This window comes from Caulobacter sp. GW821-FHT09A05, assembly GCF_059418465.1.
This window is the reverse complement of sequence record NZ_JBWKPX010000017.1, coordinates 20,549-46,602: the sequence shown is the minus strand read 5'-3', so window position 1 is coordinate 46,602 and position 26,054 is coordinate 20,549. Positions and strand designations below refer to the sequence as shown.

At 69.8% G+C, this 26,054-nt stretch carries 25 protein-coding genes and 1 pseudogene; 11 read left to right on the top strand and 15 right to left on the bottom strand.

Going from position 1 to position 26,054, the window contains the following annotated elements; all coding sequences use genetic code 11:
* Positions 1 to 149 precede the first annotated feature (149 nt).
* The 3 genes from hslU to hslV form a co-directional block, all read right to left on the bottom strand.
* Positions 150 to 1,445 (bottom strand): ATP-dependent protease ATPase subunit HslU, encoded by a 1,296-nt coding sequence (gene hslU, locus AC07NX_RS16650; protein WP_494643280.1) that lies wholly within the window; start codon positions 1,443 to 1,445, stop codon positions 150 to 152.
* On the bottom strand, positions 1,442 to 2,278 hold the full coding sequence (locus tag AC07NX_RS16645) for a DUF4440 domain-containing protein (RefSeq protein WP_494643279.1): 837 nt from the start codon (positions 2,276 to 2,278) through the stop codon (positions 1,442 to 1,444). Before AC07NX_RS16645 ends, hslU begins: the two co-directional genes overlap by 4 nt.
* A 73-nt stretch (positions 2,279 to 2,351) precedes the next feature.
* On the bottom strand, positions 2,352 to 2,951 hold the full coding sequence (gene hslV / locus AC07NX_RS16640) for an ATP-dependent protease subunit HslV (RefSeq protein WP_494643277.1): 600 nt from the start codon (positions 2,949 to 2,951) through the stop codon (positions 2,352 to 2,354).
* 19 nt (positions 2,952 to 2,970) lie between these two features.
* Between hslV and AC07NX_RS16635 the strand changes: the two genes are divergently transcribed.
* Positions 2,971 to 3,714: a HesA/MoeB/ThiF family protein gene (locus AC07NX_RS16635; protein ID WP_494643276.1), complete on the top strand. Its 744-nt coding sequence runs from the start codon at positions 2,971 to 2,973 to the stop codon at positions 3,712 to 3,714.
* On the opposite strand, the gene AC07NX_RS16630 is transcribed toward AC07NX_RS16635, so the two are convergent.
* Positions 3,711 to 5,732: an alpha/beta hydrolase family protein gene (locus AC07NX_RS16630; RefSeq protein ID WP_494643275.1), complete on the bottom strand. Its 2,022-nt coding sequence runs from the start codon at positions 5,730 to 5,732 to the stop codon at positions 3,711 to 3,713. The genes AC07NX_RS16635 and AC07NX_RS16630 overlap by 4 nt on opposite strands.
* Before the next feature lie 69 nt (positions 5,733 to 5,801).
* Complete coding sequence (locus AC07NX_RS16625; RefSeq protein ID WP_029589390.1) at positions 5,802 to 6,788, bottom strand: 2-hydroxyacid dehydrogenase; 987 nt, start codon at positions 6,786 to 6,788, stop codon at positions 5,802 to 5,804.
* 72 nt (positions 6,789 to 6,860) lie between these two features.
* On the opposite strand from AC07NX_RS16625, the gene AC07NX_RS16620 reads away from it, so the two are divergent.
* From AC07NX_RS16620 to AC07NX_RS16595, 6 genes are all read left to right on the top strand, one after another.
* Positions 6,861 to 7,403: an SH3 domain-containing protein gene (locus tag AC07NX_RS16620; RefSeq protein WP_494643274.1), complete on the top strand. Its 543-nt coding sequence runs from the start codon at positions 6,861 to 6,863 to the stop codon at positions 7,401 to 7,403.
* Positions 7,404 to 7,494: 91 nt separating this feature from the next.
* The gene (fabA, locus tag AC07NX_RS16615) at positions 7,495 to 8,010 is read left to right on the top strand and encodes a 3-hydroxyacyl-[acyl-carrier-protein] dehydratase FabA (protein WP_019848734.1); all 516 of its coding nucleotides are present in this window, start codon (positions 7,495 to 7,497) and stop codon (positions 8,008 to 8,010) included.
* 66 nt (positions 8,011 to 8,076) lie between these two features.
* Positions 8,077 to 9,291, top strand: coding sequence for a beta-ketoacyl-ACP synthase I (fabB, locus tag AC07NX_RS16610; protein WP_494643272.1), 1,215 nt, complete (start codon positions 8,077 to 8,079; stop codon positions 9,289 to 9,291).
* A gap of 28 nt (positions 9,292 to 9,319) precedes the next feature.
* Complete coding sequence (locus AC07NX_RS16605; protein WP_494643271.1) at positions 9,320 to 11,266, top strand: tetratricopeptide repeat protein; 1,947 nt, start codon at positions 9,320 to 9,322, stop codon at positions 11,264 to 11,266.
* Positions 11,267 to 11,350: 84 nt separating this feature from the next.
* A complete protein-coding gene (locus AC07NX_RS16600) occupies positions 11,351 to 12,253 on the top strand; it encodes a phytanoyl-CoA dioxygenase family protein (RefSeq protein WP_494643270.1) in 903 nt (300 codons plus the stop codon).
* A gap of 66 nt (positions 12,254 to 12,319) precedes the next feature.
* Entirely contained in the window at positions 12,320 to 13,135 is an 816-nt protein-coding gene (locus tag AC07NX_RS16595; protein WP_035081178.1) for an enoyl-ACP reductase FabI, read from the top strand.
* A gap of 71 nt (positions 13,136 to 13,206) precedes the next feature.
* Here AC07NX_RS16595 and AC07NX_RS16590 read toward each other — a convergent pair whose 3' ends face one another.
* Genes AC07NX_RS16590 through AC07NX_RS16580 form a run of 3 tightly spaced genes read right to left on the bottom strand, consistent with a single transcriptional unit; the run spans position 13,207 to position 16,576 of the window.
* A complete protein-coding gene (locus AC07NX_RS16590; protein WP_494643269.1) occupies positions 13,207 to 13,815 on the bottom strand; it encodes a TetR/AcrR family transcriptional regulator in 609 nt (202 codons plus the stop codon).
* Positions 13,816 to 13,830: 15 nt separating this feature from the next.
* A complete protein-coding gene (locus tag AC07NX_RS16585; protein WP_494643267.1) occupies positions 13,831 to 15,447 on the bottom strand; it encodes a DHA2 family efflux MFS transporter permease subunit in 1,617 nt (538 codons plus the stop codon).
* Positions 15,448 to 15,469: 22 nt separating this feature from the next.
* Positions 15,470 to 16,576 (bottom strand): HlyD family secretion protein, encoded by a 1,107-nt coding sequence (locus AC07NX_RS16580; RefSeq protein WP_494643266.1) that lies wholly within the window; start codon positions 16,574 to 16,576, stop codon positions 15,470 to 15,472.
* Between the two features lie 290 nt (positions 16,577 to 16,866).
* Here AC07NX_RS16580 and AC07NX_RS16575 point away from each other — a divergent pair, with 290 nt between their 5' ends.
* Positions 16,867 to 16,983 carry a hypothetical protein gene (locus tag AC07NX_RS16575; protein WP_494643265.1) on the top strand — a complete coding sequence of 39 codons (117 nt, stop codon included), beginning with the start codon at positions 16,867 to 16,869 and terminating at the stop codon, positions 16,981 to 16,983.
* A 37-nt stretch (positions 16,984 to 17,020) separates the two neighbouring features.
* Here AC07NX_RS16575 and dut read toward each other — a convergent pair whose 3' ends face one another.
* Positions 17,021 to 17,479, bottom strand: coding sequence for a dUTP diphosphatase (gene dut / locus AC07NX_RS16570; RefSeq protein ID WP_494643264.1), 459 nt, complete (start codon positions 17,477 to 17,479; stop codon positions 17,021 to 17,023).
* Complete coding sequence (gene coaBC, locus AC07NX_RS16565) at positions 17,476 to 18,696, bottom strand: bifunctional phosphopantothenoylcysteine decarboxylase/phosphopantothenate--cysteine ligase CoaBC (protein WP_494643262.1); 1,221 nt, start codon at positions 18,694 to 18,696, stop codon at positions 17,476 to 17,478. Before coaBC ends, dut begins: the two co-directional genes overlap by 4 nt.
* 154 nt (positions 18,697 to 18,850) lie before the next feature.
* Between coaBC and AC07NX_RS16560 the strand changes: the two genes are divergently transcribed.
* Positions 18,851 to 19,429: a hypothetical protein gene (locus AC07NX_RS16560; protein WP_494643260.1), complete on the top strand. Its 579-nt coding sequence runs from the start codon at positions 18,851 to 18,853 to the stop codon at positions 19,427 to 19,429.
* 542 nt (positions 19,430 to 19,971) lie between these two features.
* Here the strand turns inward: AC07NX_RS16560 and AC07NX_RS16555 are convergent.
* From AC07NX_RS16555 to AC07NX_RS16545, 3 genes and pseudogenes are all read right to left on the bottom strand, one after another.
* Positions 19,972 to 20,122 (bottom strand): annotated as a pseudogene (locus AC07NX_RS16555) (hypothetical protein).
* Between the two features lie 12 nt (positions 20,123 to 20,134).
* On the bottom strand, positions 20,135 to 21,670 hold the full coding sequence (gene ubiB / locus AC07NX_RS16550) for a 2-polyprenylphenol 6-hydroxylase (RefSeq protein ID WP_494643259.1): 1,536 nt from the start codon (positions 21,668 to 21,670) through the stop codon (positions 20,135 to 20,137).
* A gap of 226 nt (positions 21,671 to 21,896) precedes the next feature.
* Complete coding sequence (locus tag AC07NX_RS16545; RefSeq protein ID WP_494643257.1) at positions 21,897 to 22,925, bottom strand: hypothetical protein; 1,029 nt, start codon at positions 22,923 to 22,925, stop codon at positions 21,897 to 21,899.
* 74 nt (positions 22,926 to 22,999) lie between these two features.
* Here AC07NX_RS16545 and AC07NX_RS16540 point away from each other — a divergent pair, with 74 nt between their 5' ends.
* Positions 23,000 to 23,596: a TetR/AcrR family transcriptional regulator gene (locus AC07NX_RS16540; protein ID WP_494643256.1), complete on the top strand. Its 597-nt coding sequence runs from the start codon at positions 23,000 to 23,002 to the stop codon at positions 23,594 to 23,596.
* Positions 23,597 to 23,858: 262 nt separating this feature from the next.
* Here the strand turns inward: AC07NX_RS16540 and AC07NX_RS16535 are convergent, their stop codons facing one another.
* Positions 23,859 to 24,203, bottom strand: coding sequence for a YciI family protein (locus AC07NX_RS16535; protein WP_494643255.1), 345 nt, complete (start codon positions 24,201 to 24,203; stop codon positions 23,859 to 23,861).
* A gap of 56 nt (positions 24,204 to 24,259) precedes the next feature.
* Positions 24,260 to 25,018 (bottom strand): class I SAM-dependent methyltransferase, encoded by a 759-nt coding sequence (locus AC07NX_RS16530; protein WP_494643253.1) that lies wholly within the window; start codon positions 25,016 to 25,018, stop codon positions 24,260 to 24,262.
* Between the two features lie 152 nt (positions 25,019 to 25,170).
* Here AC07NX_RS16530 and mutM point away from each other — a divergent pair, with 152 nt between their 5' ends.
* The gene (gene mutM, locus AC07NX_RS16525; protein ID WP_494643360.1) at positions 25,171 to 26,034 is read left to right on the top strand and encodes a bifunctional DNA-formamidopyrimidine glycosylase/DNA-(apurinic or apyrimidinic site) lyase; all 864 of its coding nucleotides are present in this window, start codon (positions 25,171 to 25,173) and stop codon (positions 26,032 to 26,034) included.
* Positions 26,035 to 26,054 lie beyond the last annotated feature (20 nt).

Below are 26,054 nucleotides of genomic sequence, written 5' to 3'. Positions count from 1 at the left end.
CTCCCGGAGGGGAGAGGGAGGGGCCCATCGCATCGCGATGGGAGGGTGAGGGGTGAAGGCGTTCGAAGGCACGCCGGCCAGCAACCTAACCCCTCATCCTCCCACGCCTGACGGCGCGGGCCCCTCCTTCTCCCTCTGGGAGAAGGTGCTTAGAGGATGAACCGGCTAAGGTCGGCGTTGGCCGCCAGGGCCCCGATGCGGCTCTTCACATAGTCGGCGTCGACCGTGACCGTCTCGCCGGAACGGTCGGCGGCGGTGAAGCTGATCTCCTCCACCACCTTTTCCAGGATGGTCTGCAGCCGGCGGGCGCCGATGTTCTCGACCGAGGCGTTGACCGCCACGGCCGCGTCGGCGACGGCGTCGATGGCCTCTTCCGAGAACACCAGGGTGACGCCCTCGGTCAGCAGCAGCGCCTGGTGCTGGCGGATCAGGTTGGCTTCCGGCTCGGTCAGGATGCGGCGCAGGTCGTCGCGGCTCAGCCCCTTCAGCTCCACGCGGATCGGCAGGCGGCCCTGCAGCTCGGGCAGCAGGTCCGACGGCTTGGCCACGTGGAAGGCGCCCGAGGCGATGAACAGGATGTGGTCGGTCTTCACCGGCCCGTACTTGGTCGAGACCGTCGTGCCCTCGATCAGCGGCAACAGGTCGCGCTGCACGCCTTCACGGCTGACGTCGGCCCCGCCGCGCTGGCTAGAGGACGCGACCTTGTCGATCTCGTCCAGGAAGACGATGCCGTGGTTCTCGGCCAGCTCCAGGGCCTCCTGGGTCAGGGCCTCCTGGTCCAGCAGCTTGTCGCTTTCCTCGGCGATCAGCGGGGCCCAGGCGCCGGTGACGGTGGTCTTATGGGTCTTGGTGCGACCGCCGCTGAACGATTTCATCATCTCCGACAGGTTCAGCACCGAGGCGCCCGGCTGGCCGGGGATCTCGAACATGCCGCCGCCGCCCGTGTCGGCCAGCTGCAGTTCCACTTCCTTGTCGTCCAGCTCGCCGGCCCGCAGCTTCTTGCGGAAGCTGTCGCGGGCGGCGGTCGAGCCGGGACCGGTCAGGGCGTCGAGGATCCGCTCCTCGGCGGCCGCCTCGGCCTTGGCCTTCACGCCCGCCCGGCGCTTGTCGCGGACCATGGCCAGGGCGCTTTCCACCAGGTCGCGGACGATCTGGTCGACGTCGCGGCCGACATAGCCGACCTCGGTGAACTTGGTGGCCTCCACCTTCAGGAACGGCGCCTGGGCCAGGCGGGCCAGGCGACGGGCGATCTCGGTCTTGCCCACACCGGTGGGGCCGATCAGCAGGATGTTCTTGGGCGTGACCTCGTCACGCAGGTCGGCCGGCACGCGGCGGCGGCGCCAGCGGTTGCGCAGGGCCACGGCGACGGCCTTCTTCGCCTCGGTATGGCCGACGATGTAGCGGTCCAGTTCGGAGACGATTTCGCGGGGGGAGAATTCGGTCATGTGTCCGTGTTCAAGGTCTCGAAGATCAGGCGCCAGCCTTCGGGGCGCCTTTGCCAGACATGCATATAGTGCGTGTTGACCGGGCTGTCAGAACCGCCGGTCCAACGGGCCGTCCCGTAGGTCCAGACGAGGTCGCCGGCCGCCGAGGCGCCGCCCCCGTCCATGCGGATCATCATGCGGACGGGGCGCAGGGCGATCCGGCCGGCGAGGTCCGAGGGGACGAGGTCTTCGGTTCCGGCGGGCCCTGTCAGCCAGGCGTCCGGCGACAAGGCCGCGCGATAGGCCTGGACCGCATCGCCGTCGGCCCTTTTGGCCAGCCGGGCCTCGGCCTCGCGGACCGCCGCCAGGGCCCTGGCCGGCGATCTCGCGCCGAGGGTCGCGACCGGGCCCTGGATCGCCGGAGTCTCCGGACCGGGCGCCTTGGCGGCCGGCGCCTCGGCTCCCCCGTCATAGATCCACTTCCACTGGCCGTCCGGACCCTTGCGCCAGATCGTGGCGTAATAGCCCCCGCGCTCGCCGTTGACCGCGGAGGGACCGACCGACAGGCCCAGGTCGCCGGACCGGGCGATCACCACCTTCTGCGGCCACCATTCCAGCCGCGGGGCCTTGCTGGACGGTCGACCTTCGTACAGCGCCTTGGCGCTGACCGGCCCTGGCCGGAAGACGATGGCGTCGTCGGCCATGTGCCTGAGGAACGAGTCCCGCACGCCCAGGGCCAGGCCGTCGGCGGCGAAGGCGCGCTCAGCCTTCTCGATCTCGGCGGGCGAGGGCGTCGCCGCCAGGGCTGGTGTCGCGGCCAGCAAGGCGCAGGCGATCAGGACGGTCTTGAGCATGGTGAAGCCTCCCGCGTCGAACTAAGCGCCGCGCGGGGCCGTTGGCTCGTGAATTCCGCGTAACCCCGCGAAATCAGAGGCTTTCGACCGTCAGGTTACCGTTGGTGTAGACGCAGATCTCGGCGGCGATGGCCATCGCCTTGCGGGCGATCTGTTCGGCGGTCAGGTCCTGGTCGATCAGGGCCTTGGCCGCGGCCAGGGCGTAGTTGCCGCCCGAGCCGATGGCCGCCACCGAGCCGCCGCCCTGGCTCTCGCCGGGCTCCAGCACGTCGCCCACGCCGGTGACCGTGTAGATCGAGGTCGCGTCGGCCACCAGCAGCATGGCCTCCAGCCGGCGCAGGTAGCGGTCGGTGCGCCAGTCCTTGGCCAGGTCCACGCAGGCCCGGGCCAGCTGGTCGGGATATTGCTCGAGCTTGGCTTCCAGCCGCTCGATCAGGGTGAAGGCGTCGGCCGTGGCCCCGGCGAAGCCGGCCACCACCTTGTCGCCGGCCAGGCGACGCACCTTGCGAGCGTTGCCCTTGACGACGGTTGGGCCCATGGAGACCTGTCCGTCGCCGGCGATCACGGTCTGACCGTTCTTGCGCACCGCCAGAATGGTGGTGCCGTGCCAGTCGGGGAAGGAAGTCGAGCTTTGCATGGCTTCGCATGTGGCGAGGCCGGGCACGAGGGTCAAGCGCCATGAGGTTTTCGCCGTGAGCTTCTCGCCAGACGAGGTCGAACGCTACGCCCGCCACCTGGTGCTGCGCGAGATCGGCGGACCGGGCCAGCAGAAGCTGAAGGCGGCGCGGGTGCTGGTGGTCGGGACGGGGGGGCTGGGCTCGCCCGCCGCCCTCTACCTGGCCGCCGCGGGGGTGGGGACCCTGGGCCTGGCCGACGCCGACACGGTGTCGCTGTCCAACCTGCAGCGCCAGGTGCTGTTCGCCACCGCCGACACGGGCCGCCCCAAGGTCGAGGCGGCCGCCGAGCACCTGACCGCCCTGAACCCGCACCTCACGGTCGAGACCCACCCGGTATGGCTGAACGAGACCAACGCCCGGGCGGTCATATCGCGGTATGACCTGGTGCTGGACGGCACGGACGACTTCGCCACCCGCTTCGCTGTCAGCGACGCCTGCCTGGCGGAGGGCAAGACCCTGGTCAGCGGCGCCCTGGGTCGCTGGACCGGCCAGGTCGGGGTGTTTCAGGGCCAGCCCTGCTACCGCTGCCTGGTCCCCGAGATCCCGCCCGACGCCGAGACCTGCGCCCTGGTCGGGGTGGTCGGCGCCCTGGCCGGGGTGATCGGCGCGATGATGGCCCTGGAGGCGGTGAAGGCCATCACCGGCGCCGGCCATACCCTGGCCGGCCGCCTGCTGATCTACGACGCCCTGGCGGCGGAGACGCGGACGGTGCGGATCGGCGCGGACCCGGGGTGCCCGAGCTGCGGCGGCAAGGTCTAGGCCTTGAACGCCTTGCCGATGTGATCCACGGATCGTTCGTACACGACTCGCCAGTTGTCTGGCCGCAGGTCACGGTGGCCGACGCCTTTCATCTCGATCAGTTCGACAGGCTTTCCGGCGTCGCGCAGAGCCTTGGCCATGATCCGCGACTGCCTGGGAGCCACGATCGTGTCATCGAGGCCATGGATCAGGAGCACGGGCGCGGCGATCTTGTCGGCGTGCAGGGCGGGCGAGGCGGCTTCCATCATCGCCCGGTCCGTGTCCGGATCGCCGATCGAGCCCAGCCAGTAGAGGTAGGAGGAGGAATCTTTCCCGTCTTCCGACTTGGCGAAGGCGATCGACTCGAACAGGTCGGAGTCGCCGGCGATCGACACCACCGCCTTGTAGAGGCCGGGGTTGCGCACGGCGCCCATCAGGGCCGCATAGCCGCCGTAGCTGCCGCCGCAGATCGCGACCTTGGTCTTGTCGACCCGCCCGGTCGCCATGACCTGGGCGAGGGCGTCCTCGACGTCTTCCTGCATGCGGTCGCCCCAGTGCTTCCTGCCGGCGTTGGCGAAGGCCCTGCCGTATCCGCTGGAGCCGCGGAAATTCGGTTGCAGCACCATCCAGCCCTGGGCGGCCAGGACCTGGGCGAAGTCGTCGAAATCGACCTGGTCGCGCGACTCCGGGCCGCCGTGCGGCATGACCACCAGCGGGCGTGGGCCTGAAGCCAGGGGCACGGTCAGGTAGGCGGTCAGGACAGCGCCGTCCCGCGTCTTGACCGACAGGGTTTCGACCGGCGCCAGGCGCTGGCGGGTCAGCCAGGGCCGGCACTGGCCGATGCCGCCGAAACGCTTGGCCGCGCTGTCGTAGTAATAGAATGCACCCGATTCCTGAGGCCCGGTGACTCGAGTCAGATAGCGATTGGCGTCGCGGCTGACGTCGACGATGTCGATGTTGCACGCGTCGTTCAGATACTTGTTCAGGCCCCGGAAGTGGGCGGTCATCTTGGGATCGACGAACTGATAGGCCGTGCGGTCGTCGACGTAGCGGCTGCCCAGCACACGCCCATCCGGGGCGACGACGACATTCTCGATGTCGCGGCCAGGACGGCTGGCCACCACGTCGCCCAGGGCCATGGTCCGCAGGTCGAACTTGCGGACCGCCAGAACGTCCTGACCCTCGAGATAGGCGTAGACCAGCATGACGCCCGGCTCTTTGGCGGGCCCCAACAGCCAGAATTCCTGCTTGGTCCAGTCGTCGCGCCGCAGCTTGCGGAAGAAGGTCCAGTCGGCGGCGCCGGGCGCGCGAAGATAGAGGGTGGTGACGGTGCCGCGAGGGTTGATGTCGTAGCGGACCACCGGCACGCCGTTCTGGGTCAGCCACTTCCAGGTCCTGGCCGTGCCGCGCTCGACGATCTCGGCTGCGCCGGTGTCGGCATCGACCTTGCACAGGATCGCCACGCCGGTGGTCGGTTGCCAGGCGTGCATCAGGATGTGACGTGGGTCGTCGGGCAGGCTGTCGACCACGATGCTGAGGTCATAGATGTAATCCGCATCGAAAAGGCCGTCCTTGAACAGCATGACGCCGCGTCGTCCATCGGTGTCGATCGCGAAGATCCGTCGCACGGAGATCTTGTTCGAATCCGGCTTGGGCGGCAGCAGCGTCCCTGTCGCCGCGTCCCGGCGCTTGGGCGCGAGATCGTAGCGAATCCGGATCAGCAGGCGCTGGTCGTTGGCCCAAGCGACCGTTTCGACATCCAGTTCGCCGATCTGGACGACCGCCGTCTTTTCGGGATTGTCGGCGTCCATGATCGTGACGGAGGCGATCGTCTTCTGGCCTTCGGTGCGGGCCGAGAGGATGGCGATCTGCTTGCCGTCAGGCGAAAGGGCGACGTCGCGATCGATCGACGGCCTGAGGAAGTCATCAATGGTCGGCGGCGAGGCCGGGGCGTCCGTTCCGGCGGCTCGCGACCAGGCCGCTTGCAGGAACAACGGAGACGCCAGGGCGCCCGCCATGGCTCGACGACGCGAAATCATACTTGAGGCTTCCCGACACAACCTCCGCGAAGTCAGCGCATCGGCACGTCAAGGTCAAGCTTGTGTCGCCTACAGCATCGACGGGATCACCCGGTCCGGCGGGCGGTGGCCGTCCATGAAGGTCTTGACGTTGACGATGACCTTCTCGCCCATGTCGATGCGGCCCTCGACCGTGGCCGAGCCCATGTGGGGCAGCAGGACGACGTTGGGCAGCTTCAGGAGCTTGGGATTGATGGCCGGCTCATGCTCGTAGACGTCCAGCCCCGCCCCGGCGATCTCGCCGCGCGCCAGCATGTTGGCCAGGGCGCCTTCGTCGATCACCTCGCCGCGGGCGGTGTTGACGATGATGCTCTGAGGGCGCAGCAGCTTGAGCCGGCGGGCCGACAGCAGGTGGTAGGTGGCCGGGGTGTGCGGGCAGTTGACCGAGATGATGTCCATCCGGGCCAGCATCTGGTCCAGGCTTTCCCAGTAGGTGGCCCCGACCTCTTCGGCGATGCGCGGGCTGACTGGCTTGCGGTTGTGGTAGTGGACCTGCATGCCGAAGGCCTTGGCGCGGCGGGCCACGGCCTGGCCGATGCGGCCCATGCCGATGATCCCCAGGCGCTTGCCCCACAGGCGCCGGCCCAGCATCCAGGTCGGCGACCAGCCGTGGAAGCCGCCGGCCTTGACCACCTCGGCGCCTTCGACCACCCGGCGCGAGGCGGCCATGATCAGGGTCATGGTCAGGTCGGCGGTGTCCTCGGTCAGCACGCCGGGGGTGTTGGTGACGATGATGCCGCGGGCGTTGGCGGTGGCGACGTCGATATTGTCGACGCCGGCGCCGAAATTGGCGATCAGCTTGAGCCGGTCGCCGGATCGCGACAGCAGGCGGCCGTCGATGCGGTCGGTGATGGTGGGCACCAGCACGTCGGCCTGGTTCATGGCCTCGACCAGTTCATCGGCCGTCAAGGGTTTGTCGGTGACGTTCAGCTGGGTGTCGAACAGCTCGCACATCCGCGTCTCCACCGGATCGGGGAGTTTGCGGGTGACGATGACTTTGAGCTTGCGAGCTGACATGAGCGGTTCGAAAAGCCTTCCCCAATTGGGTGTTTCCCAGCGGGTGTTTGAAATCTGTAGCAAAGGGGCCCCATGCGGCCAAGCAACATGCCGACGAATTGCAAACATCGTTCGCGCGGCGCCCTGGCCTTCGTCGTGCTCGGCTGGGCGAGTCTTGGCGGCGGCGCCTGGGCCCAGGCGCCGAAGATCACGCCGTCGGGCATGGAGGTGCCACGCTACGTGTCGCTGAAATACGGCGAGGTGAACGCGCGCGTCGGGCCCGACGAGGCGCACCGGCTGCTGTGGATCTACAAGGTCAAGGGCCTGCCGGTGCAGGTGGTGGCCGAAACCCGCGAGTGGCGCCGGATCTGCGATCCGGAGGGCAACCTGGCCTGGGTGCACAAGCGCACCACCGACGGCCGCCGCACCGCCATGCGGGTCCAGGCGACGCCCCTGCCCCTGAGGGCCCAGCCCAAGGCCGACGCCCGGGTCGAAGCCTATCTGGCCGGTCGCGCGACCGCCAATCTCGACCGTTGCGAGAAAGGCTGGTGCAAGCTGAAGGCCGATGGCGAGTCAGGTTGGGCCCCGCAGGCCGAGATCTGGGGCGCGGCGCCTGAGGTGCAGTGCAAGGAATAGGCGGTTTTCGTCCCTTTGCAGCGGTTGCCGTTCACGGGCGTTACCGAAAGTAACATTGAGGCGCGGCCCGCCGCCGTGCTAGGGCGAGGCCATGCAACAAAGTTCCTACACCTTCGACGAGCTTCTGGCCTGTGGCCGCGGCGAGATGTTCGGCCCCGGCAACGCCCAGCTGCCCGTGCCTCCGATGCTGATGTTCGATCGCATCGTCCGCATCGAGTCCGAGGGCGGCAAGTACGGCAAGGGCTATGTCGAGGCCGAGTTCGACATCAATCCCGACCTCTGGTTCTTCGCCTGCCACTTCATCGGCGACCCCGTCATGCCCGGCTGCCTGGGCCTGGACGCCATGTGGCAGCTGGTCGGCTTCTTCCTGGGCTGGTCGGGCGCCCCCGGCCGCGGCCGCGCCCTGGGCGTGGGCGAGGTGAAGTTCACCGGCCAGGTCACGCCGGACGTGAAGAGGGTCACCTACAAGATCGATCTCAAGCGCGTGATCATGCGCAAGCTGGTCATGGGCATCGCCGACGGCGTGGTGGAGGCCGACGGCAAGCCCATCTACGAAGCCAAGGACCTGAAGGTCGGTCTGTTCACCGCGGACCAAATGGCGTCTTGATCCACCTGTAGGGCGGCCGTCCAGAGCCGCCCCTTCTGGACCACGGGGAAGAAAAGAGGATTGTTCATGCGTCGCGTCGTCGTCACCGGACTGGGGATCGTCTCGTCCATCGGCAACAACGCCAATGAGGTGCTCGCCTCACTGCGTGAAGCCAAGTCGGGCGTGGTCTCCGCGCCGGAATACGCCGAGCTGGGCTTTCGTTGCCAGGTCCATGCCGCGCCCAAGATCGAATGGGAGTCCCTGGTCGACCGCCGCGCCGCGCGCTTCCTGGCGCCCGGCATGGCCTACGCCCACATCGCCATGGAACAGGCGATCGCGGATTCGGGTCTCGAAGACTCGCAGATCTCCCATGAGCGAACCGGCCTGATCGTCGGCTCGGGCGGCCCGTCGACGCGGGTGATCGCCGAGGCGGCGGTCACCACCAAGGAAAAGGGTCCCAAGCGGATCGGCCCGTTCGCGGTGCCCAAGGCGATGTGCTCGGGCCCGTCGGCGGTGCTGTCGACCTGGTTCAAGATCCGCGGGATCAACTATTCGATCAGCTCGGCCTGCGCGACCAGCGCCCACTGCATCGGGGCGGGCGCCGAACAGATCCAGATGGGCAAGCAGGACATCGTCTTCGCCGGCGGCTGCGAGGAGCTGGACTGGACCCTGTCCAACCTGTTCGACGCCATGGGCGCGATGAGCAGCAACTTCAACGACCGCCCGGCCGTGGCCAGCCGCGCCTACGACAAGGACCGCGACGGCTTCGTGATCGCCGGCGGGGCTGGAATTGTCGTTCTTGAAGAGTACGAGCACGCCAAGGCGCGGGGAGCCAGGATCTACGGCGAACTGGTCGGCTACGCGGCCAATTCCGACGGCTACGACATGGTCGCCCCGTCGGGCGAGGGCGCGGCGCGCTGCATGAAGATCGCCATGGCCGAGGCCGGCGGCCGGACCATCGACTATCTGAACCCGCACGGCACCTCCACACCGGTCGGCGACAGCAAGGAGATGGGCGCGGTCCGCGACGTGTTCGGCGACAAGGCCCCGCTGATCTCCTCGACCAAGTCGCTGACCGGCCACAGCCTGGGCGCGGCGGGGGCGCAGGAGGCGATCTATTCGATCCTGATGCTCGACAACGGCTTCGCCGCCCAGAGCGCGAACATCGAAAACCTCGACCCCGAGTTCGCCGACCTGCCGATCCTGCTGGAGCGCTCGGACAAGCCGCTGACCACGGTGATGTCCAACAGCTTCGGGTTCGGCGGCACCAACGGCACGCTGATCTTCAGCAAGGCCGACTGATCCGGCGCGGAGGGCTCCCCGGGTCCCGATGACCGCCCGCCAGGCCTACGATCTCTTCCGCGCCGGCCGCACGCCCCAGGCCGCGGCGTTGTGCGAACGCGTGGTGGCCGACGATCCGGGCTCCGTCGAGGCCTGGCACGTGCTGGGCGCGGCGCGCCTGGCCCTGGGCGAGGCGGCCTTGGCCCTGGCCGCCCTGGACCGGGCCCTGGCGCTGGATCCGGTCCGCGCCGGCGTGTTGGCGGCTCGGGCCGCCGCCCTGGTCGTGCTCGGCCGCGATGACGAGGCCCTGGCGGCCAGCGACGCGGCCCTGGCCCGCGATCCCGCCAATCCGACGGTGCTGAACGCCCGGGGCGTGGCGCTGCGCCGCCTGGGCCGTCCGGCCGAGGCCCTGGCGGCCTATGACCAGGCCCTGGCCGCTTCGCCCGGCTTTGTCGACGCCCTGTGCAACCGCGGCGTGGCGCTGTCGGACCTGGAACGGTTCGACCAGGCCCTGGCCGCCCACGACAAGGCCTGCGCCGCCGCGCCGGACCACCCCCAGGCCCTGGCCAACCGCGCCGCCCTGCTGATGCTGCTGGGCCGGGCGGTCGAGGCGGCGCGCGACCTGGAGCGGGTCGTCGCCCTGGATCCCCGCCATCCCCGCGCCCTGGGCGACCTGCTGCACGCCCGCCGCCAGGTCTGCGACTGGCGCGACGACGCGGCCCTGCTGACGGCGATCCGCGCCGAGCTGGCGGCGGGGCGAGCCGCTATCGGCCCGTTCGCGGCCCTGTCGGCCTTCGACGACCCGGCCCTGCATCGGGTCGCCGCCGGCCTGGCGGCCCCGCCCGCCGCGCCCGCGCCCGTCTGGCCGCCGCGCCCGCCGGGCCAGCGGATCCGCGTCGCCTATCTGTCGGCCGACCTGCACGACCACGCCACCGCGCGGTTGATGGCCGGCCTGCTGGAGGCCCACGATCGCCAACGGTTCGAGATCCTGGCCCTGTCGTACGGCCCCGACCTGGGGGGCGCCCTGCGCGAGCGGATCGACGCGGCGTTCGAGCGCCGGATCGACGTGCGCCGGATGTCCGACGACGCCGTCGCGGCCCTGGCCCGGGCGCTGGGCGTCGACATCGTCGTGGACCTGAAGGGCTATACCCAGGACGGCCGGCCGGGAATCCTGGCCCATCGCGCCGCGCCGGTCCAGGTCAGCTGGCTGGGCTATCCCGGGACCTTGGCGGCGCCCTATGTCGACTACGCGATCGCCGACGCGGTGGTGGCGCCGCCCGGGGCGGAGGGCGATTGGAGCGAGGCGGTGGTTCGCCTGCCGCTCTACCAGCCCAACGACGCCCTGGCGGTCTTCGAAGCGACGGCCCGCCGCGCGGACGCCGGCCTGCCGGACGACGCCTTCGTGTTCGCCTGCCTGAACAACCCCGCCAAGATCACCCCGGAGACCTTCACCGCCTGGATGGCGATCCTGGCGGGCGCGCCCGGCGCGGTGCTCTGGCTCTATGAAGGCTCGCCAGGCGTCGTCGCCAACCTGCGGGCCGAGGCGGGAAGGGCGGGGATCGCTCCCGGCCGGCTGATCTTCGCCGCGCCCGTCCCGCACGCCGACCACCTGGCGCGCCAGGGCCTGGCCGACCTGATGCTCGACACCTGGCCTTATGGCGCGCACACCACCGCCAGCGACGCCCTGCGGATGGGGGTTCCGCTGCTGACCCTCCCGGGAAAGGGCTTCGCCAGCCGGGTGGGCGCCAGCCTGCTGACCGCCCTGGGCCTGCCCGAGCTGATCGCGCCCGACGTCAGGTCCTATGTCGCCGAGGCGATCCGCTGGGCCGGGGATCCGTCCGCGCTGGGGCCCTTAAGACGCAGGCTGTCCGAGGCCGCGCGAGCCTCCGCGGTCTTCGACCCCGTGGTCTTCGCCCGAACCTTGGAGCGGGCCTATCACGCGCTGCACGCGCGTCATGCGGCGGGCCTGGCCGCCGATGGTCTGACGATCACATAGCTTGGGCATAAATCGAAACCTCAGGTTGATTTCTCCGATCGATCGTGGCTATGAGGCCCTCGTAGTCGCGTGGGGCGTCAGACGATGTGTTTCGAGGATGAGGCCGAGGTTCCCTGGGCCGAGAGCGACCGGGTCGAGGCCTATCTCGCGACCGTCGGGACCGACGAGGTCCAGCGCCGTTTCGTGACTGATCTGCACCGCGACGGCGCCGCCGTCATAGACCTGGGTCCCGAGGGATTGGCGCTTTGCGACCAGGTGATCGCCGAGACCGAGACATACTTCGCCGGTGGCGCGCGCCGCGCCCAGGACGCCTGGCGCCGGTCGCCGGCGGTACGCGCGCTTTCGACCCTGCCGATCGTCGAAGACAGGCTCCGCCTGGCCTATGGCCGCGAACCGTTCGCCTTCCAGACCTTGAATTTCCACCGGGGCAGCGAGCAGAAGGCCCACAGCGACGCGATACACTTCCACAGCGAACCGCAAAGGTTCATGTGCGGGGTCTGGTTCGCCCTGGAGGACGTCGCCGCCGACGCCGGGCCGCTGTTTTTCCACCCCGGCAGTCATCGCCGGCCCGTGCTGGACATGCGCGAGGCCGGGATCACCGACCGCGCGCCGACGGCCGAGGAATACGAAAGCCACTACGAACCGGCCTTCGCGCGGACGCTGGACGGCGAGCCTCGGCTGGCGCTGCTGAAAAAGGGCCAGGCCCTGGTCTGGGCCGCCAATCTGGCGCACGGCGGCCTGGCCATCGCGCGCGAGGGAGCTACCCGCCGCTCGCTGGTGGCCCACTATTATTTCGAAAACTGCCTCTATTTCACGCCGCGCTACTCCGACGCCGAGCGGGGCAGGCTGTATCTTCGGCTGCCCTCGAACCTGAGGACCGGAGGCTGGGTCTGGCCGCGCCGGGACGGCAAGCGGGCCCCCGTGAGCGTCCGGGCCCTGGCCGGCTTCATCGGCCGGACCATGCTGCGGTCGGTCCGCGTCAGCTAGGCGCGGGGTTCCACGGCGCGATGGGTCCTGCTAGCTAGCGCTCAAGGATTCCAGGAGAGCCAAGCCATGGCCGACGATTACGCATTCCCCAAGGGCGAGCTGATGCGAGGCAAGAAGGGCCTCGTCATGGGCGTGGCCAACCACAACTCCATCGCCTGGGGCATCGCGTCTCAGCTCGCCGCCCAGGGCGCCGAGATGATCTTCACCTACCAGGGCGAGGCCCTGGAGCGCCGCGTGCGGCCGCTGGCCGAGAGCATCGGCGTCACCACCCTGGTCCCGGCCGACGTCACCGACGACGCCTCGATGGACGCCGCCTTCGCCGCCATCGAGGCGAAGTTCGGGACGATCGATTTCGTGGTCCACTCGGTGGCCTTCGCCAACAAGGACGAGCTGAAGGGCTCGTTCGTCGACAACACCACCCGCGAGGGCTTCCTGACGGCCCTGAACATCTCGGCCTTCAGCTTCGTCGACGTCGCCAAGCGCGCGGCCAGGATCATGCCCAACGGCGGCTCGCTGATCACCATGACCTATCTGGGGTCGGAGCGGACCATCCCGAACTACAACACCATGGGCGTGGCCAAGGCGGCCCTGGAAGCGGCGACCCGCTACATCGCCCGCGACCTGGGGCCCAAGGGTATCCGCTGCAACGCCATCTCGGCCGGCGCCATGCGCACCCTGGCCCTGGCCGGCATCGCCGGCGGCCGCGGCATGATCGCCCAGGGCCGGGCCTTCAGCGCCATGAAGGAGGACACCTCGATGGAAGGCGTCGCCGGCGCGGCGCTGTGGCTGGTCTCCGACCTGGGCCGTTCGACGACCGGCGAGGTCGTGCACGTCGACGCCGGCTTCCACATGATGGGTATGCCCGACGAGGCGGAAGCCTAGAGCCTGTCGGGATCAGATGGAATCATCTGATCCCGATGAACAGGCTCTAGATTCAAACATTTAGAGCGCGCCTACGGCGCGTAGGCCCGCATGAAGCGCCGGGCGGCCTCGCGGGCGACGCCGTCGAACTCCGCCGCCGTCTTGTCGGACGGCAGGCGCAGCAGGGCCCGCAGCTGGCTGTGGCCCATGACCATGCCCGAGAAGAACTCGGCCGCCTGATCGAAGTCCTCGACCTTCAGGCGGCCGAGCTGGGTCTCCATCTCCAGGAAGGCGGCCAGCTGGCGGCGGGCCTGGCGCGGCCCGGCCTCGAACACCTCCTGGGCGACGTCGGGCATTTCGCCCGCGCCCTGGATGATCACCCGCAGGATCGAATAGCTCTTGGTGGTGGTCACCGTCTCCAGCATCGAGCGGGCGTAGGCCTCCAGCGCCTCGCCGGGATTGTCGATCGCGCCGGGCTCGCGCAGCGGGGCGGTGATCGCCGCCACGCGCCGGGCCATCAGGGCCCGGACCAGCTCGGCCTTGGAGCCGTAGTGGTTGTAGACCGTCTGCTTGGAGACGCCCGCCCGCTTGGCGATGGCCTCCATCGGCGCGCCCAGGCCGCGCTGGCCGATCACCTCGACGGCGGCGTCGAGAATGGCCTCGGTCTTGGCGACGTCGATCTGTCCGGCGACTCTAGGCATGGGCGGCTCTGGGCATCAGTGGGCGTCCGAAGGCGGGGGAGGGGCGTTCCTGGCCGGCCTGGCCAGCAGCGAGACCACGGCGGCGGCGAAACAGCCATAGGCCAGCAGGGTGAAGCTGTCGCCGAAGGCCAGCACCGTGGCCTGCTGGCTCAGCATGCCGCCGATCGCCTTGCGCGCGGCGCCGTCGGGATCCGTGACGCCCAGCTGGGCCATGCGGGCGGCCAGGCCCTGCATCATGCCGGCGATCCGGGCGTCGCCCTGGCTCAGCTCGTCCGACAGGCCCATGTAGTAGAGGGCCGTCTGGTTGGTGATCGTCGTGGCCAGCAGGGCCAGGCCGACCGCCCCGCCGGTGTTGCGCGACAGGTTCACCAGGCCCGAGGCGTTCTTGACCATGTGTGGGGGCAGGGTGCTCATCGTCACCTGCTGGGTGGCGATCATCGCGATCATCACCCCCACGCCCCGGCAGGCCTGGACCCCGGCGAACTCCCAGAACCCCCAGTCCTTGGTCACGCCATGGGCCATGTACATGCCAAAACCCGCCAGCATGAAGCCGATGAACATCGGGATCCGCGGGTCCATCTGGCGCACCAGCCGGCCGGCGATCGGGCCGGTGGCGAACATCGACAGGCCCGACACCACCATGGTGGTGCCGACTTCCGAGGCCGAATAGTGCCGCACCCGGCCCAGGAACTGCGGCAGCAGGAAGGTGCCGCCGAACAGGCTGGCCCCCGACACGGCCGTCATGACCACGCCGATCGAGAAGTTGCGGTTGGCGAAGGCGCGCAGCTCGACGATCGGGTTGCGGTAGCTGAGCGAGCGCCAGATGAAGACAACGCCGGTGACGCAGGCCAGCACGGTCAGGCCCAGGATGCCGCTGTCCTCGAACCAGCCGTCCTTGGAGCCTTCCTCCAGCACGAACTGCATGCTCATCAGGAAGGTGGCCATCACCGCCAGGCCAAACCAGTCGAAGCCCTTGGCCAGGCTGGGATCGCCCTTGTCGAACTGGCCCCAGCGCGCCACGCCGAACAGCACGACCAGGCCCGTCGGCACGTTGATGAAGAACAGCCAGCGCCAGCTGAGCCATTCGGTCAGGTGGCCGCCCAGGGTGGGACCGACGGTCGGGGCCAGGGTGACGATCAGGCCCATGATCACGCTGGCCGTCACGCGCCGTTCGGGCGGGAAGGCCGTGAAGGCCACGGCGAACACCGTCGGGATCATCGCCCCGCCGATGAAGCCCTGCAGGGCCCGGGTGATGATCATCATGTCGATCGACGAGGACAGGCCCGTCAGCACGCTCATGATCATGAAGCCGGCGCACGAGATCAGGTAGACGCGCTGGGTGCCCCACAGCCGCGACAGGTATCCCGACAACGGGATCATCACGACCTCTGGGATCAGATAGGCGGTCTGGATCCAGCTGACCTGGTCGGCGCTGGCGCCCACCCCGGCCTGGATCTGCGGCAGCGAGGCCGCCACGATCTGGATGTCGAGGATGGCCATGAACTGGCCGATGACCATGGCCCCGAAGCCGAGGAGCAGCTTGCCCCATTCGACCTCTTGAGTCGAAGAAGGCGGGGCCGCCGGCTTGGCGGCGGCTGGCGCGGACTGGGCGGGAAGGGCGGCGTCGGTCATGGCGGCGATCCCGGACCGCGCCCTAGCGCGCCTGGCCCTGCTGGGCGTACTGAGCCGCGTTGGGCAGGCCGGCCTCGGCGAAGGTCGGGCCCGAGCGGTCGCGGACGTCGACCTTGACGTCGACCGACAGGCCGGGACGCAGGGCCGAGCCCAGTGGCGACCTGTCGACCAGGATCTTCACCGGCAGGCGCTGGGTGATCTTGGTGAAGTTGCCCACGGCGTTCTCGACCGGGATCAGGGCGAACTCCTGGCCGGTGGCCGGGGCGAAGCTGTCCAGCCTGCCGTGGATCACGCTCTTGCCGAAGGCGTCGGCCTTGATCTCGACCGGCTGGCCCACGCGCAGGCGGGCGACCTGGGTCTCCTTGAAGTTGGCGACGATATAGCCCTGGCCGACCGGGACGATCGACATCAGGGCCACGCCCGGCTGGACCAGCTGGCCGGGGCGCACGGCGCGGGCCCCGACCACGCCGGCGGCGGGGGCGCGGATCACGGTGCGGTCCAGGTCGATGCGGGCCTGCTCAACGGCGGCGCGGGCGGCGGCGGCCTGGGCCACCGTCTGGGCGCGGGCCGAGCCCAGGGACTGGGCGGTGCGGCGCTCGGCCTCCAGGGCCGCCTGGGCGCTCTGGACGGCGGCGGCCGACTGGGCGGCGCTGGCCTGGGTGGTCTGGACCTTCTGGGTCGAGACCCAGCCCTGCCTGGCCAGGGCGTCGTAGCGGACGAGGTCGGCCTTGGCGCGGCCCTGGTCGGCCTGGGCGCTGGCCACGCCGGCGGCGCGCTGGGCGATCATCGCCTGCTCTAGGACGGCCTTGTCGTCGACGCCCTTGATGGCGGCTTCCAGGGCCTCGGCGTTGGCGATCGCCTGGTCCAGCTTGGCCTGCAGCGGGGCGGGATCGATGCGGGCGACGACCTGGCCGGCCTCGACGCGCTGGTTGTCGGCCACCAGCACCTGCGCGACATAGCCGGAGACCTGCGGGCTGACCTGCACGGTGTCGGCCTGGACGAAGGCGTTGTCGGTGCTTTCGTAGCGCTGCTTGTCGACGAACCACAGCCCGCCGCCGATGACCAGCGCCACGACGGCCACGCCGCCGACGATCAGGGGAACAAGCTTCTTCTTCGAGGCGGCGGTCATGGACGTGAGGATCCCGAAATCAACCCGATGGACCGGGGCGATATATCGGACCTTCGCCTCGGGCAAGGGATAAATGGACGCATCCGTCCAGAAATCAACCGGATGCGGAGCCAAAACTCAAGGTTCGCGTCATCATGCCGCGCGGAACGCCAGACGTGTCCGCCGCGAGGTTTCGCGCCCAGCGCGAATCGCGTCTTGATCTTTCCGCGTCGGCGCAACCGAGACGCTTGGCGCGCGTATCTCCCAGGTCCGGAGCGCTCCCGCTCCGCGCTGTCGCTCAGGAGCCGCCCATGGACGCCCACGGCCCGCTTTCGATGCTTCGTCCCATGCTCTGGCTGGCGGCCGCCGCCTTCGCGACCGGGTTCGGCGGCTATCTCGCGATGTCGCCCGTCTTGCACAGGGGCTGAAGGCGCGGGCGCGGGTCGCCGCCGCGCCCTCCTCCCGCTATTTCGCGCCGGTCGAGCCGAAGCCGCCCGCGCCGCGCGCCGTTTCGTCCAGGCTGGTGGTCAGGCCCCACGAGGCCTGGACCACCGGGGCGATCACCAGCTGGGCGATGCGGTCGCCGCGGCGGATGGTGAAGTCCTCCTCGCCCAGATTGATCAGGATCACCTTCACCTCGCCGCGATAGTCGCTGTCGATGGTGCCGGGGGTGTTCAGGCAGGTCACCCCGGCCTTGGCGGCCAGGCCCGAGCGCGGCCGCACCTGGGCCTCGAAACCCAGCGGCAGGGCGAAGGCCAGGCCCGTGGGGACCATGAACCGCGCGCCCGGCTTCAGCACCAGGGGCGCGTCTTCGGCCACCGCCGCCCGCAGGTCCATGCCGGCCGCGCCGTTGGTCTCGTAGGCGGGCAGGGGCAGGCCCTGGGCGTGGGCCAGCTGGACGACGGGAATGTGCGGCGTGGTCATGAAAGGCTCGCTGTCAGGTTTTGGGCTATGCGTTGGGCCAGGTCGTGGGCCACGGACTCCTTGGCGGCCCGCGTCCAGCGTTCGGTCTTGTCCTTGGAGATCAGCAGGACGGCGTTCTCGTCGCCGCCCATCACGCCGGGCTCGGTGACGTCGTTGGCGATGATCCAGTCGCAGCCCTTGCGCGCCAGCTTGGCGCGGGCGTGGGCCTCGACGTCGTTGGTCTCGGCCGCGAAGCCGATCACCAGTTTCGGACGCTTCGGGCCGGAGGCGGCCAGGGTCGCCAGGATGTCGGGGTTCTCGACGAAGGTCAGGGCCGGCGGCCCGCCCTTCTCCTTCTTCAGCTTGGTCCCGAACACCTCGTCGATGCGCCAGTCGGCGACCGCGGCCACGAACACCCCGACGTCGGCGGGCAGGGCGGCCTGGCAGGCGGCCAGCATGTCGCGCGCGGTCTCGACATCGACCCGGTCGACGCCCAGGGGCGTGGCCAGGGCGACCGGTCCGCTGACCAGGGTGACCCGGGCTCCCAGCCTGGCCAGGGCCCCGGCGATGGCGTAGCCCTGGCGGCCGCTGGAGCGGTTGGTGATCCCCCTGACCGGGTCGATCGGCTCGAAGGTCGGGCCGGCGGTGATCAGGGCGTGCCTGCCGGCCAGCGGTTTCGCGGCGGGCCCCTCCAGCGCCGCCATGATCGCCTCGAAGATCACGGGCGGCTCGGCCAGGCGGCCCGGGCCGAATTCGCCGCAGGCCATGGCCCCCTCGTCGGGGCCGACGAACAGCACGCCGTCGGCCTTCAGGGTCGCCAGGTTGCGCTGGGTCGCCGGGTGCAGCCACATCCGCACGTTCATGGCCGGGGCCATCAGCACGGGCTTGTCCGTCGCCAGCAAGGTGGTCGAAGCCAGGTCGCCGGCCAGGCCGTGGGCGGCCTTGGCGATCAGGTCGGCGGTGGCCGGGGCCACCACCACCAGGTCGGCCGAGCGCGACAGCTCGATATGGCCCATCTCGGCCTCGTCGGTCAGCGAGAACAGCTCGGCGTAGACCTTGTCCTCGGCGAGGGCCGACAGGGTCAGGGGCGTGACGAACTCGGCGCCCGATCGGGTCAGGATCGGTCGCACGCCCACGCCGGCCTTGCGCAGCAGGCGCGTCAGCTCCAGCGCCTTGTAGGCGGCGATCCCGCCGCCGACGATCAGGAGAACCCGCCTGGGGGTGGTGGAGTCGGTCATGTCATCGGCCTCCGGCGGGTTTCGCCCCAAGGCGCATAGAGCGACGCGGCGTCCAGCGTAAGCCCCCATGCGCAAAAAACCTTAACGGGGACTCGACATCCGTTCCGTCTTCGTTCTTACTCTCAAAAGTAGAGGAAATGTTCGGAGATCGATCATGACGGTACGGTCCGCGCCCTGGTTCCCGGCCTTCGCGGCCTTAGGTCTGGCCTTGGGGGTCGCCGCCTGCGACGGCGGCGCCTCCGCGGTGAAGGCGCCCAAGGCGGGCGACGTGGCGGCCGCGCAGCCGGCGTCCGATCGCGACACCCCGTCTTATGGCGGCGGGGCCTATGACAGCGCGTCGACCCGGCCCGACCCGCGTGACGCCCCGGTCCGCAAGGTGGCGGGCAAGCCGATGTGGGCCGCCAACCGCACGCGGACGGCCGAGGAGAACGCCCAGCGGGGCTTCGAGCGCTATGGCGCCGCGTTCGCCGCCGCCGATGTCGACGACTATGTCCGCAAGACCCACGCCTTCGTCGCCCACCCGCCGGCCGGCGCGCAGACCCTGACGCGCGCCAATGGCGACACCCTGATCTACGACCCCAAGGACAACGTCTTCGCGGTGGTCACCCGGGCCGGCGCGCCGCGCACCATGTTCAAGCCCGACGATGGCGCGGCCTACTGGGCGGCCCAGAAGACGGGCCAATCCCGACGGACGGCGGCGGCGCGGGATCGACCGGCCAGCACCGACAGCTAAGGCGTTTCCCACAAGCGCGCCTGGGGGAAGGCGCCGGGGCGAGGGCAGGGCGCGACGGCGCCGGCTCGCCTCGTCAGCCCGGTCGGCCTGACGGGCGACCGGGACCCAGGGGCGGTGCGCAACGCCCCTGGGCGAGCTTGCCGAGGGTCTGGGCGTTCCGATCCGTCTACCGGAAGCGGGGCCGTCACCTAGCCAAGACGGCTGTCATCCCGGACGAGCGCGCGGCGCGAAGATCCGGGATCGATGCGAGGACTCGGCGCTTGTGGTGGCCCTGCGTCTTCGCCTTGCTCCGTCCGGAACGACAGCTTCCGACGTCGGCGATCCATGGACGGACGCCCGCGCCCGGAGGGGAGAGGAGGGGAGGGAAGGCGCCGGCCGAGTAACGGTGGGAGGGTGACGCCGTTGGACGGCGGGCCAGACGCCGCTCTGACGGGCTCGTTTCACGGGCTTGGGCATCCCGCGCCGCCCTGGGTGACCAGCGTCCGCCGGGAGGGGTCCCTAGGGTCCGTCCTCAATTGCGTGTCGGTGATACCCAAGCGAAATCAGCGCTGTAATTCGTTGTCATCCCGGAAAGCGCGTAGCGCTTGTCCGGGACCCAGGGGCCGGCGCAATGCGCTCGCCCCTGGGTCCCGGCTCTACGGTCCGCCAGGCGGACCTTCGGCCGGGATGACAACTGAAAATCAACGATCCAATTGAGTCCGGACCCTAGGCCAACCCCATCCTCGCCGCGAAGAGTCCGGCCGCGAACGCCAGCCCCGCTACCGCCGCGCCGGCCAGGAACCACACCAGCGGCCGGGCGGGACGCGGCTGGACCATGGCGACCGCGGGCGCCGCCGGCGCTTCGGCCAGGCGGGCCAGGGCGCGGATCGCGCGCACGGCCTCATCGGCGAAGTCGCGCACCTTGGCGGCCGGCGACAGTTCGCGGGCGATCCAGCGGCGCACCACAGGGTCGGCGGCCGCCCACAGGTCGTGGCTCGGATCGATGCGGCGGGCCACGCCCTCGACCGTGACCATGGTCTTCTGCAGCAGCACCAGTTCCGGCCGCAGGGCCATGTCGAACAGGGCGGTGATCTCGAACAGCTGGGCCAGCAGCTTGCCCATAGACACGCCGCTGGCGTCGCGGCCGAACACCGGCTCGCCCACCGCCCGCAGGGCCTGGGCGAAGGCGTCGCGATCCTGGTGGGCGGGCACGTAGCCGGCGTCGAAATGCACCGCCGCGACGCGCGGATAGTCGCGATTGAGGAAGCCGTACAGGATCTCGGCCAGGTACTTGCGCTCGGCCGGGCCGAGGCGCCCCAGGATGCCGTAGTCGACCGCGACGATCGAGGGCCCCTCTCCTTGAATCGGGGCGCTGACGAACAGGTTGCCCTCGTGCAGGTCGGCGTGGAACAGGCCGTGGTCCAGGGCCTGGGCCAGGAAGCCACGCGTCACGGCCTCGGCCAGGGCCTTGCGGTCCAGGCCCGGCTGCTCCAGGGCGGCGGGGTCGGACAGCGCCAGGCCCGGCGCCCAGGTCAGGGTCAGGAACCGCTTGCCGACCCCGTCCCACACCACCTCCGGCGCGCGCATGTAGGGATCGACCTTCATGGCCTCGCCCAGCTCCGCGCAGCCGGCCGCCTCGAACCGCAGGTCCAGTTCCAGGTCCAGGGCCCGGATCACGACCTCGACGAACTCGCGCGGCCGCAGGCGGCGGGCGGCGGGAACCCAGCGCTCGGCCAGGGCGGCGGCCAGGCGCAGGGCGGCGCTGTCGCGGGCGACCTGGCGCTCGACGCCGGGCCGCAGCACCTTGACCGCCACGCGGGTCCCGTCCAGCAGGGTGGCCGAATGGGCCTGGGCCAGGGAGGCGGCGGCGATCGAGGCCTCGAAGCTGGCGTAGAGGGTGTCGAGCGGCCGGCCCAGGCCGCGCGCGATCTCGGCCTTGGCGACCTCGAGCGGGAAGGCGGGCAGGCGGTCCTTCAGGTGCGACAGGTCCTCGGCGAACGCGGTCCCGAAGATGTCGGCCCGGGTCGACAGGAACTGGCCCATCTTGATGGCCGCCGGCCCCTCGCGCTCCAGCACCCGCGCCAGGCGCTCGCCCGGCCGGCCCTTGCGGGCCGCCCCGCCGGCGAACAGCCGCAAGGCGCGACCGGCCAGCCGCGCCGAAGGCGGCAGAACCGGCTCCAGCTCGCGCGGGACCAGGGCGTCGGCCCGGACCAGGGCCCAGCCGGCGCCGATCAGGCGCGGGAACGCGGCGAACCGGCTCATGCGGCGGGGGTCTCGCTCGACGAGCGGCGGGGCGGAGGCGCAAGGAACGTCATGTCCCGGCCTGAAAGCCCGCTCCGCGCGCCCCGGTCAAGGCCGCTTTCACCGCCGACCCGCCGCCAGCGGCGAAAAGCGGGTTCCGAAAGCTGGGCTGGGGTAGAAAGGAAGTCGGCTTTTACCATAGCCGACGTAAGCGGCGACCGGACCGCATAATCCCGCCGCCTTGTCGTCAGACCTTGTAGCGCAGGCGTTTGGTGACGCCGTAGGTGGGATTGATCTCGCCCCAGGCCCAATAGATCTCCGGTTCACGCGTGTCTCCAACGCGCCGCCAGCGCCCTTCGTTCTGGGGCGTTGAGGGCTGAGACTTGCCGAGGAAATCGGGCATCTTGCCACGCGGATCAGGCAGGAACTCCCAGAGCTGATCATCGACCCGCAGGGTGATCCCCTCGGGGAAGTTTCGGTCCGCTCCCGGCCGGACCACGGCATCGACGGAGGTCGTGGCCGTTACGGTCTCCTTGTCCGTCGTGGTCAGGGCGAAGCCCCATTTGTCGTGGCCGGCGCTGAAATGCCCGCCCTCAAACGACCCGTCCTTATAACGGGTTCCCCAGGTGTACCAGGTGGTGTGCGTGTGGTCGCCGGCGAGAGGGTCGCCGTGGCCGTACATCACCGCGTCATCGCCCATGTAGGTGAAGTCAGCGCAGACAAAGCCCTTGACCGGACGTCCACCGATCATGCCCTCAACCTGGAACATCGCCGAGACGTAGTAGATGCCGGCGTCGGACTGGGGCAGATACCACTGTAGCCCCGGGCCGCAGAGGACGCCCTTGAGATCGATGACGCCCTCTTCCCGCCAAGCGTAGGCGCCTGGACTATAGGTGATCTCATAGGCGCGCCCGTCGGCGTCCTTTGGGCTTCGGCGATAGGCCGTCTCTCCTTCAGTCCCGATGACGACGCCCTTGCCAGTCGCCGCGCCTTGGAACAGGGCTGGGTCGAACCTCAAGCATCCTTCGTCGTTCCGCGTCGACTGCACCAGCAGGGTGTCACGCCCGCCCTTCGCCGGGTTCACGGTGAAGCGGCGCGTCAGCGAATAGATGTGGCCCTCGTCATCGCGGACGGTTCCGTACTGGAAGGCGGCCTCCAGGCTGAGGCCGAAATAGCCTCGGGTCTCGACCATCCGGCGAGGTTCATAGAGATAGGGGCCGACGAGTGGGCGATATCCAAAGTTGCCGCGTTGCGGCCACTGCAAGTCTTGGGTCACGTGAGCGCTCCGAGTTCATTATAGGTACGACTTAGTACCTTTTATCAACGCGGCTTGGAGCGCAAGGCGATACCATGGACGGTCCCTCTCAGAACCCCGCCCCCGCCAAACGCGGTCGCCCTCCGAAAGGAGCCCCCGACGGGTCGAAACGGCTGATTGAGGCTGCAAAGACCGAGTTCCTGCGAGTCGGCTACGCCTCCTCCACCATGGATGCGATCATTTCCAGGGCTCGGATGTCGAAGCGGACGGCCTATGCCTACGGCAACAAGGCCGCGCTTCTTGAGGCCGTGGTTTCAGCCCACATTCGAAATCAGTTTGAACCGATCGAAGCGTTGCAGCCCGATGGCATGACCGCAGAGGATTTTCTGGTTTCGATAGGCGCAGCCTTCCTGGCCGCCGCCAGTGATCCCGGCACGCAGCTGATCGATCGCCTGCTCATGGGAGAGGCCAGGCAATTCCCGGAACTTGCCGACAGGTTTCACTCTGAAGGTTTGGGCCGGGCGAAGGCCCTGGTTCGGACCATCTTCGCAAGGTTGGAGGTGGCCGACACGGAACTCGCCTGCGACGCCTTCTACGCCCTTCTGGTCCTCCAGCCCTTGAGGGCGCCTGCTCCAGGCGGCCCCAGCCAGGCGCAATACGCCCGCAGGGTCGTGGACTTGATCTTGCGCTGAGCAGCGCCACCAGGAACTCATGAGGTCCGCTCGCCACCCATTGCAGCCGTTCATCGGGTCTGATTGCGGTCGGCCCGATGTCGCCTAACATCCTGCCGCCCTCCGAAGTGGTATCAGCGAGCGATGCCGGAAGAGATCACGACGCATCGTCTCGCGCGCGAGAAAGCCGAGGCGATCGTGATGTTCTCCTATAAGCTCTGACCCGTCGCCGGGTTCGTTTTCCGCACCATCGCCCGGCGGACAGCCTTCATAGCTTCGGCAGCTAGCCCTCGACCCCGGGCGTCGGGTCGAGGGGCCAGACCTCGACGACGCCCTGCGCCACCGCGCAGGGGCTGCGGGCCGCGATCTCGATCGCCGCGTCCAGGTCCGCCGCCTCGATCAGGGCGAAGCCGGCGAGGGGCAGGTCGGCGGACAGGAACGGACCTTGCGTGACCTCCACCTGGGCGGCGTCGTGGTTGCGCACCTGCACGGGCTTGCCGGCCACGCCCATGACGTCGCCCGCGCGCACCCGCCCGGCGTCGGCCGCGTGCGCCGCGTCGCGCACCGCCTTCGCCGTCCGCTCGTAGCCGGACCTGTCGCCGTAACCGATGGTGACGAACCTGGGCATGCGGAGTCGAACGCGCGGGTCCGCCGGAGGGTTCGGCGAAGGGCCCCGGCCCCTCCCTAGATCGCCCAGCCCTGGTGCATCGCCGCGACGCCGCCGGTGAAGTTGGTGATCGTCACCCGCTTGAACCCGGCGGCTTCCATCATCCCCGCGAAGGTCTTCTGGTCGGGGAAGCGGCGGATGCTCTCGACCAGGTACTGGTAGGCGTCGCGGTCCTTGGCCAGCCATTCGCCGAACTGCGGGATCAGCTTGAACGAATAGGCGTCGTAGGCCTTGGCCAGGGCCTCGGTCACCGGCTTGGAGAACTCCAAGCACAGGAAGCGGCCGCCGGGCTTGAGCACCCGCCGCGCCTCGCGCAGGGCCGCGTCGATGTCGGTGACGTTGCGGATGCCGAACGAGATCACATAGGCGTCGGCATAGGCATCGGGCAGCGGCAGCCGCTGGGCGTCGCCCACCGTCCAGGTGATCTCCGGCGCGCCGCCCTTCTCGATCCCCGCGCCGATCATCTCGGCGTTGTAGTCGATGATGTTGATCAGGGCGTCAGGGCCGCCGCGACGCTCCTGGGCCGCACGGGTCATCCTGGCGAAGCGACGGGCCATGTCGCCGGTGCCGCCGGCGCAGTCGATGATGACCTCGCCCGGCTGCGGGTTCAGGCGCGCGGCCACCGCGTCCTTCCACAGCCGGTGCACCCCGCCGCTCATCACGTCGTTCATCAGGTCGTAGTTCTTGGCGACCCGGTCGAACACGCCGCGCACCAGGCCGGCCTTGGCCGAGGGATCGACGTCCTTGAATCCGAAGGTGGCGGAGGCCTTGGTCATGCAATCGCTCGAACTCGAAGGGGGCGCGGCCCGGTCTGGTCCGCTCTTATAGCCGCCCGCGCCCCGCCGTCACCGGTTTTGCGCGGCTGGGCCTAGGAAGCGCGCCGGACATGGCTGATATCTGGCGCCCCAACCCGACCCGAGGTCCCGCCTTGCCCGAACTGCCCGAAGTCGAGACCGTGCGCCGCGGCCTGGAGCCCGTGTTCGCCGGCGCCCGCCTGGCCCGCGTCCGCGCCAACCGCCCCGACCTGCGCTTTCCCCTGCCCGACGGCTTCGTCCAGCGGCTGACCGGGGCGAGGATCCTGCGGCTGGACCGCCGGGCCAAGTACCTGCTGGCCCCGCTGGACCGCGGCGACACCCTGGTGATGCACCTGGGCATGACCGGGCGCTTCGAGATCGCCGCCCCTGAAGGCTCGACCCGGCCCGGCGACTTCGCCCGCCAGGTCACCCCCGACGACAAGCACGCCCACGTGGTGTTCGAGACGGAAGGCGGCGCGACCGTCACCTATTACGACCCGCGCCGGTTCGGCTTCATGGAGCTGGTCGCCACCGACCGGCTGGACCGCCATCCGTGGTTCGCGACCATGGGTCCCGAACCCCTCGGCGACGCCTTCGACGCCAGGACCCTGGTCACGGCGTTCGCCGGCCGCAAGCAGGGCCCCAAGACCCTGCTGCTGGACCAGAAGACCGTCGCGGGCCTGGGCAACATCTATGTCTGCGAGGCCCTGCACCGGGCCCGCATCTCGCCGTTCAAGCCGGCGGGGATGATCGCCAGCAAGCGGCTGGGCCCGCTGGCGGCGGCGATCAAGGCCGTGCTGGCCGAGGCGGTCGAGGTCGGCGGCTCGTCCCTGAAGGACTTCGCGGCGACCGACGGGGCCCTGGGCTATTTCCAGCACCGCTTCCGGGTCTATGACCGCGAGGGCCAGCCCTGCCCCACGCCCGGCTGCAAGGGAACGATCGCCCGCGAGGTCCAGGCCGGCCGCTCGACCTTCTTCTGCCCGGTCTGCCAGGTGTGAAACGGCGTACGGCCGCTCAG

What these genes read in the sequence shown, in the direction of transcription:
- hslU (WP_494643280.1), bottom strand. Translation starts at nt 1,445, where the DNA reads ATGACCGAATTCTCCCCCCGCGAAATCGTCTCCGAACTGGACCGCTAC.
- AC07NX_RS16645 (WP_494643279.1), bottom strand. Translation starts at nt 2,278, where the DNA reads ATGCTCAAGACCGTCCTGATCGCCTGCGCCTTGCTGGCCGCGACACCA.
- AC07NX_RS16630 (WP_494643275.1), bottom strand. Translation starts at nt 5,732, where the DNA reads ATGATTTCGCGTCGTCGAGCCATGGCGGGCGCCCTGGCGTCTCCGTTG.
- AC07NX_RS16625 (WP_029589390.1), bottom strand. Translation starts at nt 6,788, where the DNA reads ATGTCAGCTCGCAAGCTCAAAGTCATCGTCACCCGCAAACTCCCCGAT.
- AC07NX_RS16620 (WP_494643274.1), top strand. Translation starts at nt 6,861, where the DNA reads ATGCGGCCAAGCAACATGCCGACGAATTGCAAACATCGTTCGCGCGGC.
- fabA (WP_019848734.1), top strand. Translation starts at nt 7,495, where the DNA reads ATGCAACAAAGTTCCTACACCTTCGACGAGCTTCTGGCCTGTGGCCGC.
- fabB (WP_494643272.1), top strand. Translation starts at nt 8,077, where the DNA reads ATGCGTCGCGTCGTCGTCACCGGACTGGGGATCGTCTCGTCCATCGGC.
- AC07NX_RS16605 (WP_494643271.1), top strand. Translation starts at nt 9,320, where the DNA reads ATGACCGCCCGCCAGGCCTACGATCTCTTCCGCGCCGGCCGCACGCCC.
- AC07NX_RS16600 (WP_494643270.1), top strand. Translation starts at nt 11,351, where the DNA reads ATGTGTTTCGAGGATGAGGCCGAGGTTCCCTGGGCCGAGAGCGACCGG.
- AC07NX_RS16595 (WP_035081178.1), top strand. Translation starts at nt 12,320, where the DNA reads ATGGCCGACGATTACGCATTCCCCAAGGGCGAGCTGATGCGAGGCAAG.
- AC07NX_RS16590 (WP_494643269.1), bottom strand. Translation starts at nt 13,815, where the DNA reads ATGCCTAGAGTCGCCGGACAGATCGACGTCGCCAAGACCGAGGCCATT.
- AC07NX_RS16585 (WP_494643267.1), bottom strand. Translation starts at nt 15,447, where the DNA reads ATGACCGACGCCGCCCTTCCCGCCCAGTCCGCGCCAGCCGCCGCCAAG.
- AC07NX_RS16580 (WP_494643266.1), bottom strand. Translation starts at nt 16,576, where the DNA reads ATGACCGCCGCCTCGAAGAAGAAGCTTGTTCCCCTGATCGTCGGCGGC.
- AC07NX_RS16575 (WP_494643265.1), top strand. Translation starts at nt 16,867, where the DNA reads ATGGACGCCCACGGCCCGCTTTCGATGCTTCGTCCCATGCTCTGGCTG.
- dut (WP_494643264.1), bottom strand. Translation starts at nt 17,479, where the DNA reads ATGACCACGCCGCACATTCCCGTCGTCCAGCTGGCCCACGCCCAGGGC.
- coaBC (WP_494643262.1), bottom strand. Translation starts at nt 18,696, where the DNA reads ATGACCGACTCCACCACCCCCAGGCGGGTTCTCCTGATCGTCGGCGGC.
- AC07NX_RS16560 (WP_494643260.1), top strand. Translation starts at nt 18,851, where the DNA reads ATGACGGTACGGTCCGCGCCCTGGTTCCCGGCCTTCGCGGCCTTAGGT.
- ubiB (WP_494643259.1), bottom strand. Translation starts at nt 21,670, where the DNA reads ATGAGCCGGTTCGCCGCGTTCCCGCGCCTGATCGGCGCCGGCTGGGCC.
- AC07NX_RS16540 (WP_494643256.1), top strand. Translation starts at nt 23,000, where the DNA reads ATGGACGGTCCCTCTCAGAACCCCGCCCCCGCCAAACGCGGTCGCCCT.
- AC07NX_RS16535 (WP_494643255.1), bottom strand. Translation starts at nt 24,203, where the DNA reads ATGCCCAGGTTCGTCACCATCGGTTACGGCGACAGGTCCGGCTACGAG.
- AC07NX_RS16530 (WP_494643253.1), bottom strand. Translation starts at nt 25,018, where the DNA reads ATGACCAAGGCCTCCGCCACCTTCGGATTCAAGGACGTCGATCCCTCG.